Genomic DNA, 14,925 nt, shown 5'->3' on the forward strand with positions numbered 1-14,925 from the left:
CCGCGATGGCCTGCTCCTTGACCTCATCACCAAGTGTCGACGGACTCGACTTCGGTCGCCGGGTCCTCGGTTCAAGCACCGCAGCCTGACCATCTGTCACGGCCCGTTTACGTAACGCGTAGAACGACTTTCGAGAAATTCCATGCTCGACGCAGAACGTCGAGACCGCCCCACGAGGCGCGTCATCGGGCCACTGCGCGATCGCCAGACGGACACGAGGATCGATGGGTTCATTGACAGCCACCGCCCGAGCCTGGTGGCAGAAGTGTCACCACCAAGACCACCGGAACTGTCACCGATGTCCTGATGCAGAACTGTCACCGATGTCTTGAGACATAACACCCCCGACAAGTGCCACCGCCACGATCGGTTTCCCGAATCGTTGACCACATTGAACAAATTTCGTTAATGTGTGCAAATGCCCGCAAAGCCGCCGACACCGCGCACCATCTCGCCGGCACTACTGGAAGCCACCGCGGAGACGCTCCATCGTTTGGGCCCAAGGCAATTCAGCCTCACGGCCGTGGCCGAGGCCGCCGGCGTCTCCCGCGGCACCGTCTACAACGCGCTCGGCGGTCGTGACCACGCCATCAGCGTCGCGCTGGACCATCTGGCCTCGACGTTCGTCGACGGCATGGCCGCCGAGATCGACAAGCAGTCCACACTGGCCGACCAGGTCGCCGCCGCGGCCGTCCTGATCTGCGCGCACCGGCAGAGCTCGCCCTCAGCGCCACAGAAGGGCATCAACGAGGGCATCGTCGTCCTGCTGCTGCGCAACATCGGTGAAGACCTGATGAAGCGCGCCGTCGAGCTCTGGAAGCCACGCGTCAAGGCCGCGCAACGCGACGGTGAGATCGGCCCAGGCGTCGACCCGGCGCGCGCCGGCGAGTGGATCGTCCGCGTGCTGCTGAGTTTCGAACTGCTCCCGCCCATCGGCGTCAATCTCGACAATCCCCGCGCCATCCGGCGCTTCGTCACCGACCACATCATCAATGGACTCAACGGAGAGGCACCATGACCGCACCCGACCACGAAGTGGTCATCATCGGCGCTGGGCCCGGCGGCATCGCCTCGGCTCACCTGTTGCAGCAGAAAGGGATTCACGACTTCGCCATCGTCGACCGCGGCGACGACTTCGGTGGCACCTGGCGCGACAACCACTACCCCGGGCTCGCCGTCGACATCCCCTCGCTGTGGTACCAGCTGTCGTTCGCGCCCAACCCCCACTGGTCCCGATTCTTCGCGCCCGGCCCGGAGATCTACGCCTACCTGCGCGACACCGCCGACAAGCTCGGCCTGCGGCCGCACCTGCGCGCGAACTCCGAGGTGCTGCGCCAACAGTGGGACGACGACGCCGGCCTGTGGCGGCTGTCCATCCGCAACCAGCCGGATGTGACGGCCCGGTTCCTGATCAGCTCGGTCGGTGGATATGTCAACGCCAAGAACGTCATCGACATCGACGGCATCGAAGACTTCCAAGGCACCATCCTGCGCCCCAACGACTGGGACGACGACTATGACGTCCGCGGCAAGCGCGTCGCGGTGATCGGTACCGGCTCCAGCGGCGTGCAGATCACCGGGGCACTGTCCGGGGTCGCCGCCAATCTCGATGTGTACCAACGCACTCCGGCCTGGGTACTGCCCAAGATCGACTTCGACATCCCGCCGTGGATGCAGCGGCTGCTCAAGGTGCCCGGTGTGGTCAGCGCCGCCAACGCATTCGGTCGGCTGCTGATGGACGTGACGATGGTCGTGCCGATCGTCCACGTCTTCTCCCGGCTGCCCCGCAAGGTGCTGACCAGGCTCATGCCCCTCTACGACGGCAACAGCCGCAATCTCTACCGGTTGCTGCTGCGGTCGACCGTGCAGGACCCGACGACCCGCAAGGCGCTGCTCCCCCGGTACGGCATCATGGCCAAACGGCCGGTGATCTCCAGCGATTTCCTGCCGGCGCTCAACCACCCCGACACGCACCTGATCACCACGCCCATCGCGCGGATCACCCACGACGGCGTCCGCACCGTCGACGGCGTGGACCACCCGGCCGACCTGCTGGTCACCGCCACCGGCTATGAGTTGTGGATCGATCCGGAGACCTACCGGCCCGGAACCATCCTGGGCTCCCATGGTTTCGATCTCGCCGAGTACTACCGCGCCCACGGACTGCATGCCTACGCCGGTACGGCGCACCCCCGGCTGCCGAACCGCTGGGAGATCGTCGGCCCGCTCGGGTTCGTCGGGTTCGCGTGGATGGACTACGTCGAAACCGTTGCCGCCCATGCGGTTCGGCTCATCGCAGAAGCCCGGCGCCGCGCCGGTGCCCCCGTCGTCGCAGTGAGCAACGATGCGTTCCACAAGTGGAACGCCCTGATGGAGCGGCGCGGCCGGACCGCGCACACCTACTACACCCGTAAATCGGAGCTGCGGACGTACTTCGTCAACTCTCAGCACGAAACGCCCTACTACCGACCGCAAACCATCACCGGCGCAAGGATTTTCGCGCGGCGATCGCCGCTGACGGACTACGAGTTCAGCAATGTGCAGGCCGCCACGATGAGTGAGGAGCTCAGCGCATGATCGATCAACCACTGGCCGGCAAGGTCGCCTATGTCACCGGGGCGGCGCGCGGACAGGGCCGTTCGCACTGTGTGCGGCTGGCGCGAGCCGGAGCCGACATCGTCGCCATCGACGCCTGCGCGCCCGTCGCGGAAGCCAACGGGTACGAGCCGGCGACTCCCGCGGATCTGGCCGAGACGGTGAACCTCGTCGAAGGCGAAGGTCGCAAGATCTACGCCAAGCAGGTCGACGTCCGGGATGCCGAAGGCCAGCAGCGCGTGGTCGCCGAGACCATCGAGCAGTTCGGGCGGCTGGACATCGTGGTGGCCAACGCGGGCGTGCTCAACTGGGGACGGCTCTGGGAGATTTCCCCACAGCAGTGGCAGGACACCCTGGACATCAACCTGACCGGCGTGTGGCACACCATCCGGGCTGTCGTGCCGGCCATGATCGAGGCCGGCAACGGTGGGTCGATCATCGCCACCAGCTCGGCGGCCGGCATCAAGGCGGTGCCGGGTTGCGGGCACTACTGCGCTAGCAAGTTCGGTGTCGTGGGCATGGTCAACGCGCTGGCCGTCGAGCTGGGCGAGTTCGGCATCCGCGTGAATTCGGTACACCCGTACGGCACCGACACCCCGATGGGCAACGACGTGTCGATGTACCAGGTCCTGCAGGATCATCCGCAGTACATCCACAGCTTCTCCCCCGGCGCGCTGCCGACGGATTCACTCATCAAGCCGGACCAGATCTCGGACATCGTGGTGTGGTTGGCGAGCGACGCATCATCGTTGGTGACGGCGGCGCAAATCCCGGCAGACAAGGGTTATCTCAAGATCTGACCGGGTAACCTCAGTCGCCATGGCGAAGTCGAACGCCGAGGTGGCAAACAACAGTCTCGACGCGCAGGCGCGCGCCACACAGTTCATGCGCTCGGCCCTCGACATCCTCGGTGAGACCGGCCGCACGGAGTTCACGGTGCTCCAGGTCGTGGAGCGCTCGAAGACGTCGTTGCGGGCCTTCTATCAGCACTTCGCCACCAAGGACGAGCTGGTGCTGGCGCTGATCGACGCGATGCTGACCGAGTTCACCACGACATGGCAGGCCGAGGCGGCCGAGCTGAGCCCCGCGGACGCGCTGCGTGAGCTTGTCGACCGCATCTGCGTGCCGCCCGCGTCGAGCACCCAGGACCGCATCAATCGCGGGCTGACCTTCTACCACGACCGCCTGGCCGAAACGATGCCGGACGACTACGGCCGGGTGCTCACACCGTTGCACGCGCTCATCGTCAACATCGTCGAACGCGGAATGACCGATGGCACCTTTGCTTCCGGCCTCGACGTCGAAGCCACGGCGGCGCTGGTCATGCAGACCATCTTCGGCGCCCTGCGACTGCGTGCACTGGGGCCGGGCCTGGACCTCACGCCGATCGGCAGCGAGCGCATCTACGCGTTCTGCCTGCGCGCGTTGGAAAACTGATGACTTCTGGCCCTGTCTGAGCCGCTTCGCGGCGGGGCAATGTGAGCACATGATGAAAACCGCCGTTGCGCTTGGGGAGATCGAGGACGCAGTTCATTCGGCCTGCCGGGCACCGTCGTTCCACAACAGCCAGCCGTGGATCTGGGTGCTCGAATCGACAACCTTGCGGCTTTTCCTCGATCCCGATCAGTTGGTGGACACCGACAGCTCCGGCCGTCAGGCCTTGCTGAGCTGCGGCGCGGCCCTGGACCATCTGCGCGTGGTCATGGCCGCGCGCGGCTGGGAGATCCTGGTGGACCGTTTTCCAAATCCGAACAACCGCCACCACCTGGCAGATATCGAGTTCCGCCAGTCGGCCGGCGTCACAACTGCCCAGCGCCGGGACGCCGACGCCATAGCGCGTCGACGTTCGGACCGGCTGCCCTACGACCCCGTCGAGAACCTGGCGGCGTTCGAGATGCTCCTGCGACTGGCCGTCGAGGACCGACCCACTCACGTCGACCTGATCACGCCGCAGCAGCGGGACAAAGTAGCCGAGGCCTCCCATCTCGCCGAGGCGCTGCGCATGTACGACACGTCATACCATGCTGAATTGGCTTGGTGGACAGCTCCTTTCGGGGCAACCACCGGAATTCCGCACAGCGCACTGGTTTCGGCCGCGGAATCGGATCGGGTCGAGGTCGGACGGACCTTCCCGGTGACGCATACCAAAGAAAGACGGCAGCACAGCGGCGACGATCAGGCCACCATCGTGGTGATCTCGGCGTTCGACGACACCCCGCAGAGCATCCTGGCCTGTGGCGAGACGTTGTCGGCGGTGCTCATCGAAGCCACCGCCGCCGGGCTGGCGAGTTGCACCCTGACCCATGTGACCGAGCACCCTGCCACCCGCGACATCATCGGTACGCTCACGGGCCATCCGCTACCGCAGGCGCTGGTCCGGATCGGCGTCGCGCCCGAATTCGACGATGTGCCACCGCCGACACCGCGCCGCCCCTTGTCGGACGTCTTTCACGTCCGGGCCGGTTGACCCCGACGTAGGCTGGGTTCATGCGCGCATGGCGAGTGCGTGAGCCCGCGCCGATAGCGCGCGGTCCACTCGAATTCGACTCCGTCGATGTCCCCGCGCCCGGTGACGGTGAAGTGCTCATCGCCGTGCGGGCGTGCGGTGTGTGTCGCACCGACTTACACATCGCCGAGGGTGACCTGCCGGTGCACCGACCGCTCGTCATCCCGGGCCACGAAGTGGTGGGCGAGGTGGTGGCGGTCGGCGAACACGCCCATCCGCAGCTCGCCGTCGGTGATCGGGTCGGGGTGGCCTGGCTCCGCCACACCTGCGGCAGCTGCCGATTCTGCCTCCGCGGCGCCGAGAACCTGTGCCCGCATTCCCGCTACACCGGCTGGGACGCCGACGGCGGCTACGCCGAATTCATCACGGCACCAGCCGATTACGTCCACCGGCTGCCCACGGGATACACCGACGCCGAACTGGCACCGCTGCTGTGTGCCGGCATCATCGGCTATCGGTCGCTGCTTCGGGCCGACCTACCCGCCGGTGGCCGGCTCGGAATCTATGGCTTCGGCGGCAGTGCCCACATCACCGCGCAGGTGGCGCTCGCCCAGGGCGCCGAGGTGCACGTCATGACCCGCGGCGAGGCTGCCCAGCAACTCGCGCTCGCCCTCGGTGCCGCCTCGGCCCAGGGCGCCACGGCGCGGCCACCGGTCGCCTTGGACGCCGCGATCCTGTTCGCGCCCGTGGGTGATCTGGTGTTGCCGGCGCTCGAAGCCCTCGATCGTGGCGGCACCCTGGCGATTGCCGGCATTCATCTCAGTGACATCCCCGAACTGAATTACCAGCGCCATCTGTTCCAGGAACGCCAGGTGCGGTCGGTGGCATCGAACACGCGCGCCGATGCCTGGGAATTCCTCGCCTTCGCCGGCACCCACCACATCGATGTCACGGCCCCGATCTACCCTCTCGACCAGGCAGACCGTGCCCTGGGCGATCTGGCCGCCGGACGTATCTCGGGCGCCGCGGTCCTCCACGTCGGCTGACTCAGAACAACGCAGGCTGCACCGCCCCGGCGGACACTGCCGCCGGGGCGGTACGCACGGTGTCAAGTCTGTTCGCCCGGCCGCCGAGGCCGTATCGCGCGACCAGTGGCGCGGCCCGATTACGCAACCGTTCGCGGTACTCCGGTCCGAGATACGCACCGCGCCCGTACAATTCGCGATACTTGGGCAGCAGTTCGGGATACGTCGAGCCCAGCCACGCCAGGAACCAGCCACGCGTCGCGCCGCGAAGATGCAGTCCGAAGACCGTCACACCCGTGGCACCGGCCGCCGCGATGCGCGACAGCAACGCCTCCAGATGCGCCTCCGAGTCGGTCAGGTACGGCAGCACCGGCGCCACCATCACGTGGCAGTCGAGCCCGGCCGCCGTGATGGCCGAGATGAGCTCCAATCGTGCGGCCGGCGTGGGGGTCCCGGGTTCGACCGACCGGTGCAGATCGGGGTCGAGCATCGCCAGCGACACCGAGACGCTGACCCCCACGCGGGTGCCCGCGTCGACGATCAGTGGCAGGTCGCGGCGCAGCAGCGTGCCCTTGGTCAGGATCGAGAACGGCGTTCCCGAATCCGTCAGCGCCGCGATGATTCCCGGCATCAGCGCGTACCGGCCCTCGGCGCGTTGATAGGGATCGGTATTGGTACCGAGTGCGACGGCGTCACGCGTCCACGACCGCCGAAAGAGCTCCCGCCGCAACACTTCCGCGACATTCGTCTTCACGACGAGTTCCCGGTCGAAGTCATTTCCGGAGTCGAAGTCCAGATACTCGTGCGTGGGCCTGGCGAAGCAGTACCGGCACGCGTGCGAGCAGCCACGGTAGGCGTTGACGGTGTACCGGAACGGCAGATTCGACGCTTCCGGCACTTTGTTCAGCGCCGACTTGCAGAGCACCTCATGGAACGTGATGCCGTCGAATTTGGGAACCCGGACGCTGCGCACCAGACCGAGCCGTTCCAGGCCGGGTAGCGCGCCGTCCGCCTCGGCCCGCGCCACCGTCTGCCCGTCCCACCGCACACTTCATTCGAACAATTGTTCGACGCTTTGTCAAGCCTCGCTGGGTCCGTCGACTAGCAACAGATGGTCGATCGCGCTGACGGTGTCAGGGGCGAGTCCTTCGCGAATGACGGCGTCCAACAACCGGGCCGCGACGGTCCTGAGCTTCACCTGGGTGGCTTGCGAGCGCCATTTCAGAATCTCGAAGGCACGGTCGGCGTCGATGCCGTACGCCGCCATGAGGACGCCCTTGGCCTGGTCGATCACGGCGCGCGACTCCACCACCGAGGCCATGGCCGTGGTGAGGTCGGACTGGATGCCGGCGGTGACATCGATGTAGTAGCCGTGCGTGCCGGTGACCTCACCGTCGTCGTCGGTCATCCGGTCACTGACCACCACCACCCAGTGGATCCTCCCGTCGGCGTCGACGATGCGGTGCCGGCTGCTGAACAACCCACCCGTCTGCACCCGCTCGAGAATCTCGGCGACCTTGGCCCGGTCGTCTGGATGCTTGTGACTCAACAGCAATTCGGTGGTGGGCTCCACTTCCCCCAGCGCGTAGCCGTGCATGCGGGCCACCTCTTCAGACCACACCCACCGTTGTTCGGCGAGATTGAACTGAAAGCTGCCGACATGCTGCTCAGCGCCGCCGCTGAACACGGCGGCGACGTCCCAGGACTCGGACTCGGCGATTTCGCCGTCGGTTTCACTCATGTCGTTATGTGGTGGCAGGTGGCCGTAATCATCGTAACTCCCTAGCGGGATTGTCCGCCTCACTTGCCGGGTACGCGGCCCACATGACGCATATCGGTTACTTCCTCTGCTGTGAACAGTTCAATCCCCACGACCTGATCGCTCAGGCCAGACGAGCCGAGGAAGCCGGATTCCACGCGCTGTGGGTATCAGACCACTTCCACCCGTGGAACGACGAACAGGGCCAAAGCCCCTTCGTCTGGGGCATTCTGGGCGCGCTGTCCGAGGTGACGGCACTACCCGTGACGACCGCCGTCACGTGCCCGACGTTCCGGATACATCCCGCGATCATCGCGCAGGCCGCCGCGACAGCCGCCGTGCAGCTGCGCGGCGGCTTCCGGCTCGGAGTCGGCAGCGGAGAGGCGCTGAACGAGCACATCCTCGGCGACCCGTGGCCCTCGGCCGGTGAACGGCTGGACCGACTCGCCGAAGCGGTCTCGCTCATCAGGGCTCTGCACCGCGGCGAAGAACTGAACCACGACGGCCGCTACTTCCACGTCCAGGACGCGCGCATCTACACGCTGCCGGACCACCGCATACCGATCTATATTTCGGGTTTCGGCCCGCAGGCAACCCGGCTGGCAGGGCGGATCGGTGACGGCTACTGCATCACCATGCCCGACGCCGATCGCGTTGCGCTGTTCCGCGAGGCCGGCGGCGGCCGCAAGCCGGTGCAGGCCGGGATGAAGGTCTGCTGGGACCTGGACCCGGAATTCGCGGCCGACACGGCGCACCGTTTGTGGGCCACCGAGCAGCTACCGGGACAACTCAACCAGATTCTGCCCAGGCCAACGGATTTCGCGTCCGCCGCGAGCCTGGTGACGCGCGAGGCCGTCACCGACGCGATCGTCTGCGGACCCGACATCGACGCCCATGTCGCCCAGTTGCGCAAGTACGTCGACGCCGGCGTCGACGAAATCTACGTCCAACAGATCGGCCCGGACGTGGACGGCTTCTTCGACGCCTGGGGGCGCGATGTACTACCGGAATTCCAGGAGTCGGCTTACGCCTGAGCCGCGGCCTGGCGCTCGGTGTGCGCACCGCCGGTGGCCAGCTCGCCGCCGGCGGATTCCAGGTGGGCGCGGACGAACCACTGGAACTTCTCCAGTTCGGCGACCTGACCGATCAGCATGTCCTGCGTGACCAGATCGAGCTCGTCCAGTTCTTCGATCGACTTACGCGCGTCCTTGATGACGCCGTCGTAGACCAGGTCGAGCGCCGCGAGGTGCGCTTGCGCGGTGTCACGGCCGATCGAGTAGTCGTCCCAGGTGCGATGTTTGAGAATCGCCCCCGGCGTACCGTCGGGCGACGCGCCGAGCGCCGCGACGCGTTCGGCTGTCTGATCGGCGTAACCCCGCACCAGCTCGACCTGCGGATCGATCATCTCGTGCACGCCAATGAAATTGGGGCCCACAACATTCCAATGCACGTGCTTGAGCGTGAGATGCAGGTCGTTGTACGTGCTCAGTTGGATTTGCAGCAGTTCTCGGATCCGGCTGCTCTGCTCTTCGGAAAGCCCTGGAATGGTGAATTCGCTCATTGGTTGCCTCTACCCCTACGGCATCGGGGGCAAACACCGTTTAGTACCAGGGCGACCCGGGTACCGCCCCGGGGTGACTGCTGTCGAAGTGCCGTTGACGCCGCAGCGGCCGTTCCCGGCGCGCCGCAAGAGTTTGGGCGCTGTCCTGTACGGACTCGTCAGCACGACCGATCACAAGCTGATCGGCCAGATGTACCTGGCGGCGTCGTTCGCGTTCTTCTTCAGCGCCGGGATCATGGCATTGCTGATGCGCACCGAGCTCGCCACGCCCGGTCTGCAGTTCTTGTCCAACGAGCAGTACAACCAGCTGTTCACCGTGCACGGCACCTTGATGCTGCTGCTGTACGCGACCCCCGTCGTGTTCGGTTTCGCGAATCTCGTGCTGCCCCTGCAGATCGGCGCACCGGACGTCGCCTTCCCCCGCCTCAACGCGCTGTCGTTCTGGCTGTTCCTGTTCGGTGGGCTGATGGTGCTGGCCGGATTCGTCGTGCCCGGCGGCGCAGCGGATTTCGGGTGGACGGGGTACACCCCGTTGTCCGACGCTGCCCATTCGCCGGGGTCCGGTGGGGACCTGTGGGCCGTGGGCCTGATCGTGTCCGGACTCGGCACCATCCTCGGTGCGGTCAACATGATCACCACCGTGGTCTGCATGCGCTGCCCCGGCATGACCATGTTCCGCATGCCCATCTTCACCTGGAACATCGTGGCCACCGGCGTGCTGATCCTCCTCGCCTTCCCGATCCTGACCGCGGCGCTGTTCGGTCTGCTCGCGCAGCGTCACCTGGGGGCGCACATCTACGACGCGGCCAATGGCGGCACGATCCTGTGGCAACACCTGTTCTGGTTCTTCGGGCACCCTGAGGTGTACATCGTCGCGCTGCCGTTCTTCGGCATCGTCACCGAGATCATTCCGGTGTTCTCGCGCAAACCGATATTCGGTTACACCACACTGATTTACGCTACGTGGGCCATCACCGTGCTGTCGGTCGCGGTGTGGGCGCACCACATGTTCGCCACGGGTGCCGTGCTGCTGCCGTTCTTCTCGTTCATGACGTTCCTGATCGCGGTCCCCACCGGCATCAAATTCTGGAATTGGATCGGCACCATGTGGAAGGGGCAGTTGACCTTCGAGACGCCGATGCTGTTCTCGGTCGGTTTCCTCGTCACCTTCCTCTTGGGCGGACTCTCCGGCGTGCTGCTGGCCAGCCCGCCGCTCGACTTCCACGTCACGGACTCGTATTTCGTTGTGGCGCACTTCCATTACGTGCTGTTCGGCACCATCGTGTTCGCCACCTATGCCGGCATCTACTTCTGGTTCCCGAAGATGTGCGGACGGCTGCTCGACGAGCGCCTCGGCAAGCTGCACTTCTGGTTGACCTTCATCGGCTTCCACACCACGTTCCTCGTGCAGCACTGGCTGGGCGATGCGGGCATGCCCCGCCGCTATGCGGACTACCTGCCCGGCGACGGCTTCGACGCCCTCAACCTGGTCTCCACCATCGGGTCCTTCATCCTTGCGCTGTCGGTGCTGCCGTTCGTCTGGAACGTGTTCAAGAGCTGGCGCTACGGCGAGCCCGTCGTCGTCGAGGACCCCTGGGGCCACGGCAACTCGCTCGAGTGGGCCACGACCTGCCCGCCGCCGCGGCACAACTTCACCGAGCTGCCCCGAATCCGTTCGGAGCGGCCGGCTTTCGAGCTGCACTACCCCCACATGACAGAACGGATGCGTAACGAGTCGCACGTCGGCCGGTGACGGTCACCGTCAGCCGGTGCTTTCGCGTTCTTCGAGACCGACGGCCTCCCGCAGTTCTTTCTCGTCGTCGCGAATGCTGTCGTTCTCGTCGCCCAGGTGGTGCATCAAATCTGCCAGGGCGTCGGCGACGGCGTTGAGCTTGTGCTGAATCGCGTCATCGGAACGCCGCTGGGTGTTCTGCAGCAGGGCGACCAACAGGAACGTGATGATCGTCGTGATCGTGTTGATGACCAGCTGCCAGGTGTCGACGGTCATGAGGGCGAACGTCGGCGCCCAGACGATCACCAGCAGCACGCAGGCCAGGAAGAACCAGGCCCGGGAAACGATTTCGGCCGTGCTGGTGGCGAATCGGTCGAACGGGGACACCTTGCCGGTGACACCGGACGGCATCACGTCAGCGACGGCATTATCGGAGGCGGTCATGGCGCGTCCTTTCCTGAGCACCGTTGTTTACCCCGGAAGGTTCGGAGACAAACTCACCAGGAACTCCACCAACATGGCCATTCGACTTGGCATGGGACGCATCGGATTCGAATGCACCCAGCGATCGTCGGTCAGCGGGCGCTCGAGATCACGTCCCGTACCCGGTCCAGCATGGCTGCAAACGGCCCGACGATGAGGTTCGCGACCGGGGACTCCACACCGGGGTGTGGCCTGGTCGGTGCGACCGCTTCGGCGAGTTTGGCGATTTCACCCATGCGCTGAAGTTCCGTCTGCGACAGCTCGGTTCCGAGCTTGGCGAACTCCTCGGCCTCCTCGTGCTCGGCGTGCGCGATCACCGCGTCGCGGAGTTTCGTCAGCTTGGTGGTGAACTCCTTGCTATCGACATCGAGCGATTCCAATTCGGCGAGAAGCTTTTTCGCCTCGTGCTCCTCTTCGAGCCTGGCGTCGACAACCTTCTCGCCACCGGGCAGCTTCTGCTTCGCGCGCGGATGGACGATCTCCTCCTCTGCAGTCTCGTGCACCGCGAGGAGCCGGCGCAGATCCCGGAACGACCTCGCTCTCTCGTCGCCGGTCAGCACCAGGGTCTCGGTGAACAGTGACTTGATCTGCTCGTGCTGATCAGTGAGGAGATCGATCACATCAGACGGGGATTTGAGGGCGTGAGAAGCCATATTTCCTCCTGTGGGAACGTCTTACGCGCCCGGGCTGTGAGCGCGTCCCCCACCGGTTACCCGGTGCGCCGGAGGTCAAACGGGCCAGTGGTGCAGCGACGGGCACCCCGCCGCCCAGCTGGACAGCATGTGATCGGCGAGCCGTCCCTCGATCGCGTCGAAGGCCCGGATGCCGAACACGATGTCCAGTTCCAGGCCCGGCTCACGCGACAGCAGGTCTGCCACGACGTCCTTGCGGACCACCTGTTCGTGAACCGCGTCGGCCTCGACATGCTCGCGATAGAAGTCGACGCACGGCCGCGGGGCGCCAAGTCGCCTGAGGCCCTTGACTATTCGCTGCGATGCCGGCGACGAGGTCAGTTCGGTCGCGGCGAAATGGCCGACGGCCGCGCCGCGCAGGTGACGATGCAGACCGAACATCGACATGAGGTTCACCGCGGCCAGCGTGCTGCCCGTCGCGTTGCCGAGGTAGTGCAGGTAGTCGCTGCGCAGATCCGCGGCGTCGAGCAGATCGGCGAACAGGCGCTGGTGCATGGTCGCGTAGCCGCCCCGACCGCCGTATTCGTCGTATTCCACTGCCACCAGCGCGGCTTTCGCGCGTCCGGTCAACCGCGGAATGATCCACGACTGCGGGTCGGCTTCCTTCAGGTGGTACAGCGACCGGTGGACGAAGTACTCCTGCATCTGCGGCCACGTCGCCTGATCTTGCAGGTACACAGACAGACTCGAGTCATCGACAGGTTCGGTGTCACAGCGATTCAGCTCGGCGTGCGCCGTACTGTCGGGGCTGATGTCACCGACGAGCTCCCGGACGGCGGCGAGGAATCGCTCCTCGAGACGATGGCGAACATCGAGGAGCGCGGGGTTCCATTCCCACTTCTCGTCGGTGCCGGTGAAGCCCCGGTAATGCAGCTCGTAGCAGACATAGAGCGCCAACTGGAGGTCGAGTCCGAAGGGATCGGTGTTCGCGAGTAGTGGTAGCTGTATCCGCGCCAAATACTGCGTGGGCAGTCGCTCCCCCAGCAGTCCGGTCACCACACTCGACAATGGACCGCGCGGATCCGGCAGCAAAGGCTGAACAAGTTCTTCTGTGCACATGAGACCTCCCCGATACCCGCAGGCACGGGCAGCTAAACCCGCTGGCACTGCGGCTCACGGGGTGTAGGCGTCGGCACGGCGGGTGTAGAACCGCGCTGCGCCGGGCATTAGAACGTCGAGGACTTATCCCCAGGAGGCATCCCATGAAAGACCCCGTCGACCATGCTCGCACCACCCGGCCGCATGCCGGCGAATCCTTCAAGGACGGCACGAATGCTCCGGGTCTGGTGGCTCTTGCCCTCGCAGTTGCCACCCTGGTCGTGAGCCTGTACTTCTTCGCCGAGGCTCAACCGGACACAGGTGGAGTGACGCTGGCAATCGCGGCCGTGCTGGCTGTGGTGGGTGGCGCGTGGCTCTTCACGCGGCACCGCCGCATCCGGCGCCGTGAGCTCGACTATCTCCACTCGCATCCTGGTGAGCCGCGGACGCCGCCGACGAGCTGACTCGGAGCCGGGATATCTCCCCTTGCCGCGCAGTCGATCTCGCCCGGCCCCTTGAACACGAAGTGTTTTCCGGCGGGCGGGCCGGGTATCTGCTCTGTCATGACACCACAACAGTTCCCGGACGCAGTTCCCGACGCGGACGCCGTCGAGCAGTCGCGTGACGTCCACGAACAGGTCCTCGACGATGAAGCAGCGGTCACCGGCAGCGACAACCCACCGACGGAGGCCGCCCCGCACGATTGGGTGGAGCAGACCACGGACGTCGAAATAGACGCCGATGAAGACGATTTCGGACGCGACGCCTGAGATGGACACGCCGCTCGCCTATCCCGCGCCAGGATGATGTTTGGGCGCAAGCCGCACGGGAAATCCCTGCTCCATGATCATTCGTAGGATCGCCCGCCCGCTTCTTGCCACCGCGTTCATCGGACAGGGCGTCGAAACCCTGTTGAACACCGACTCCGGCGCCGAGGCCGTACAGCCGGCGCTCGACGGCCTGAAGGACATGCCGGATCCCGTGGCACGCAACGTGCCGTCCAACGCCGTCGCCGTGGCGCAGGCGACCGCGGCCGCCCAGGTCGCCGGTGGGCTGCTGCTGGCCACCGGACGCATCCCACGCGTGGCGTCGGCGGTACTCGCCGCGACGGTGATTCCGGCAAACCTGGGGCACCACATGTTCTGGACCGAGAACGATCCCGAGGCGAAGGCCGCCAAGCGCCGCGGCTTCCTGGCCGACCTCAGCCTGCTCGGCGGTCTGATCCTCGCCTCGGCGGATACCGCCGGAAAGCCGTCGCTGGGCTGGCGGGGACGGCGGGCCGCGCAACGGGCAGCCGAGGCCCTCTCATCGACCGTCCCATCGCGGACGGAAGTCGCGCTCGAGCACGGCCGTGAACTCGCCGGCGTCGCGCGCGAGAAATTGGAGGACGGACTGGAAAAGGCTGCCCCCTATGCGGAATCGGCCTACCGGAAAGCCAGCGCACGTGCTTCTGAATTGGCCGACACCCTAGGAGACGGCTTGGAAAAGGCTGCCCCGTATGCGGAATCGGCCTACCGGAAGGCCAGCGCGCGTGCTTCGGAGCTGGCCGACACCGCAGTCACTACCGCGAAGAAGGCGAAAGCCCGGGCCTGAG

The 14,925-nt window shown here is 65.8% G+C and carries 17 protein-coding genes and 1 pseudogene; 11 read left to right on the plus strand and 7 right to left on the minus strand.

All coding sequences use genetic code 11. From position 1 onward, the window contains the following. Positions 1-226, minus strand: a pseudogene (locus tag BR47_RS33895) (IS481 family transposase); the annotation flags it as partial. Positions 227-418: 192 nt separating this feature from the next. Here BR47_RS33895 and BR47_RS0125595 point away from each other — a divergent pair. From BR47_RS0125595 to BR47_RS0125620, 6 genes are read left to right on the plus strand one after another with little or no spacing between them, the layout of a single operon-like run. Next, positions 419-1,018 (plus strand): TetR/AcrR family transcriptional regulator, encoded by a 600-nt coding sequence (locus tag BR47_RS0125595; RefSeq protein WP_020101702.1) that lies wholly within the window; start codon positions 419-421, stop codon positions 1,016-1,018. Beyond that, positions 1,015-2,577: a flavin-containing monooxygenase gene (locus BR47_RS31485; protein ID WP_036427775.1), complete on the plus strand. Its 1,563-nt coding sequence runs from the start codon at positions 1,015-1,017 to the stop codon at positions 2,575-2,577. The genes BR47_RS0125595 and BR47_RS31485 overlap by 4 nt, the downstream gene beginning before the upstream one ends. Continuing rightward, positions 2,574-3,395, plus strand: coding sequence for a mycofactocin-coupled SDR family oxidoreductase (locus BR47_RS0125605; protein WP_029121232.1), 822 nt, complete (start codon positions 2,574-2,576; stop codon positions 3,393-3,395). Before BR47_RS31485 ends, BR47_RS0125605 begins: the two co-directional genes overlap by 4 nt. A gap of 19 nt (positions 3,396-3,414) precedes the next feature. Then, entirely contained in the window at positions 3,415-4,032 is a 618-nt protein-coding gene (locus tag BR47_RS0125610; RefSeq protein ID WP_029121233.1) for a TetR/AcrR family transcriptional regulator, read from the plus strand. A gap of 49 nt (positions 4,033-4,081) precedes the next feature. Next, on the plus strand, positions 4,082-5,062 hold the full coding sequence (locus tag BR47_RS0125615) for an Acg family FMN-binding oxidoreductase (RefSeq protein WP_020101706.1): 981 nt from the start codon (positions 4,082-4,084) through the stop codon (positions 5,060-5,062). A gap of 20 nt (positions 5,063-5,082) precedes the next feature. Further along, complete coding sequence (locus BR47_RS0125620) at positions 5,083-6,087, plus strand: zinc-binding alcohol dehydrogenase family protein (RefSeq protein ID WP_029121234.1); 1,005 nt, start codon at positions 5,083-5,085, stop codon at positions 6,085-6,087. Between the two features lies 1 nt (position 6,088). Here the strand turns inward: BR47_RS0125620 and BR47_RS0125625 are convergent, their stop codons facing one another. Both BR47_RS0125625 and BR47_RS0125630 read right to left on the minus strand, forming a co-directional pair. After that, positions 6,089-7,114: an Rv2578c family radical SAM protein gene (locus BR47_RS0125625; protein WP_029121235.1), complete on the minus strand. Its 1,026-nt coding sequence runs from the start codon at positions 7,112-7,114 to the stop codon at positions 6,089-6,091. Positions 7,115-7,144: 30 nt separating this feature from the next. Next, positions 7,145-7,807 (minus strand): PAS and ANTAR domain-containing protein, encoded by a 663-nt coding sequence (locus BR47_RS0125630; RefSeq protein ID WP_081831402.1) that lies wholly within the window; start codon positions 7,805-7,807, stop codon positions 7,145-7,147. 83 nt (positions 7,808-7,890) lie between these two features. Between BR47_RS0125630 and BR47_RS0125635 the strand changes: the two genes are divergently transcribed. Next, positions 7,891-8,859: a TIGR03557 family F420-dependent LLM class oxidoreductase gene (locus BR47_RS0125635; protein ID WP_029121237.1), complete on the plus strand. Its 969-nt coding sequence runs from the start codon at positions 7,891-7,893 to the stop codon at positions 8,857-8,859. Here the strand turns inward: BR47_RS0125635 and BR47_RS0125640 are convergent. Then, positions 8,850-9,386, minus strand: a complete 537-nt coding sequence (locus BR47_RS0125640) for a Dps family protein (RefSeq protein ID WP_020101712.1) — start codon at positions 9,384-9,386, stop codon at positions 8,850-8,852. The genes BR47_RS0125635 and BR47_RS0125640 overlap by 10 nt on opposite strands. 73 nt (positions 9,387-9,459) lie before the next feature. Between BR47_RS0125640 and ctaD the strand changes: the two genes are divergently transcribed. After that, positions 9,460-11,139 carry an aa3-type cytochrome oxidase subunit I gene (gene ctaD / locus BR47_RS0125645; RefSeq protein WP_029121238.1) on the plus strand — a complete coding sequence of 560 codons (1,680 nt, stop codon included), beginning with the start codon at positions 9,460-9,462 and terminating at the stop codon, positions 11,137-11,139. A gap of 9 nt (positions 11,140-11,148) precedes the next feature. On the opposite strand, the gene BR47_RS0125650 is transcribed toward ctaD, so the two are convergent. The 3 genes from BR47_RS0125650 to BR47_RS0125660 all read right to left on the minus strand — a co-directional run bounded on the left by BR47_RS0125650 (position 11,149) and on the right by BR47_RS0125660 (position 13,352). Further along, a complete protein-coding gene (locus BR47_RS0125650) occupies positions 11,149-11,562 on the minus strand; it encodes a low affinity iron permease family protein (protein WP_020101714.1) in 414 nt (137 codons plus the stop codon). Between the two features lie 131 nt (positions 11,563-11,693). Next, a complete protein-coding gene (locus BR47_RS0125655) occupies positions 11,694-12,254 on the minus strand; it encodes a hemerythrin domain-containing protein (RefSeq protein ID WP_029121239.1) in 561 nt (186 codons plus the stop codon). 75 nt (positions 12,255-12,329) lie between these two features. Then, positions 12,330-13,352: an iron-containing redox enzyme family protein gene (locus tag BR47_RS0125660; protein ID WP_036427778.1), complete on the minus strand. Its 1,023-nt coding sequence runs from the start codon at positions 13,350-13,352 to the stop codon at positions 12,330-12,332. Positions 13,353-13,495: 143 nt separating this feature from the next. Between BR47_RS0125660 and BR47_RS0125665 the strand changes: the two genes are divergently transcribed. The 3 genes from BR47_RS0125665 to BR47_RS34220 all read left to right on the plus strand — a co-directional run bounded on the left by BR47_RS0125665 (position 13,496) and on the right by BR47_RS34220 (position 14,924). Further along, entirely contained in the window at positions 13,496-13,795 is a 300-nt protein-coding gene (locus tag BR47_RS0125665) for a hypothetical protein (RefSeq protein WP_020101717.1), read from the plus strand. A gap of 99 nt (positions 13,796-13,894) precedes the next feature. Continuing rightward, entirely contained in the window at positions 13,895-14,101 is a 207-nt protein-coding gene (locus tag BR47_RS0125670) for an Rv3202a family protein (protein WP_020101718.1), read from the plus strand. A gap of 73 nt (positions 14,102-14,174) precedes the next feature. Further along, positions 14,175-14,924: a DoxX family protein gene (locus BR47_RS34220; protein ID WP_020101719.1), complete on the plus strand. Its 750-nt coding sequence runs from the start codon at positions 14,175-14,177 to the stop codon at positions 14,922-14,924. The last annotated feature ends 1 nt before the right edge of the window (position 14,925 follow it).

The sequence above is a fragment of the Mycobacterium sp. UNC410CL29Cvi84 genome, from assembly GCF_000686745.1.
In the GTDB taxonomy this organism is placed as follows: domain Bacteria; phylum Actinomycetota; class Actinomycetes; order Mycobacteriales; family Mycobacteriaceae; genus Mycobacterium; species Mycobacterium mucogenicum_B.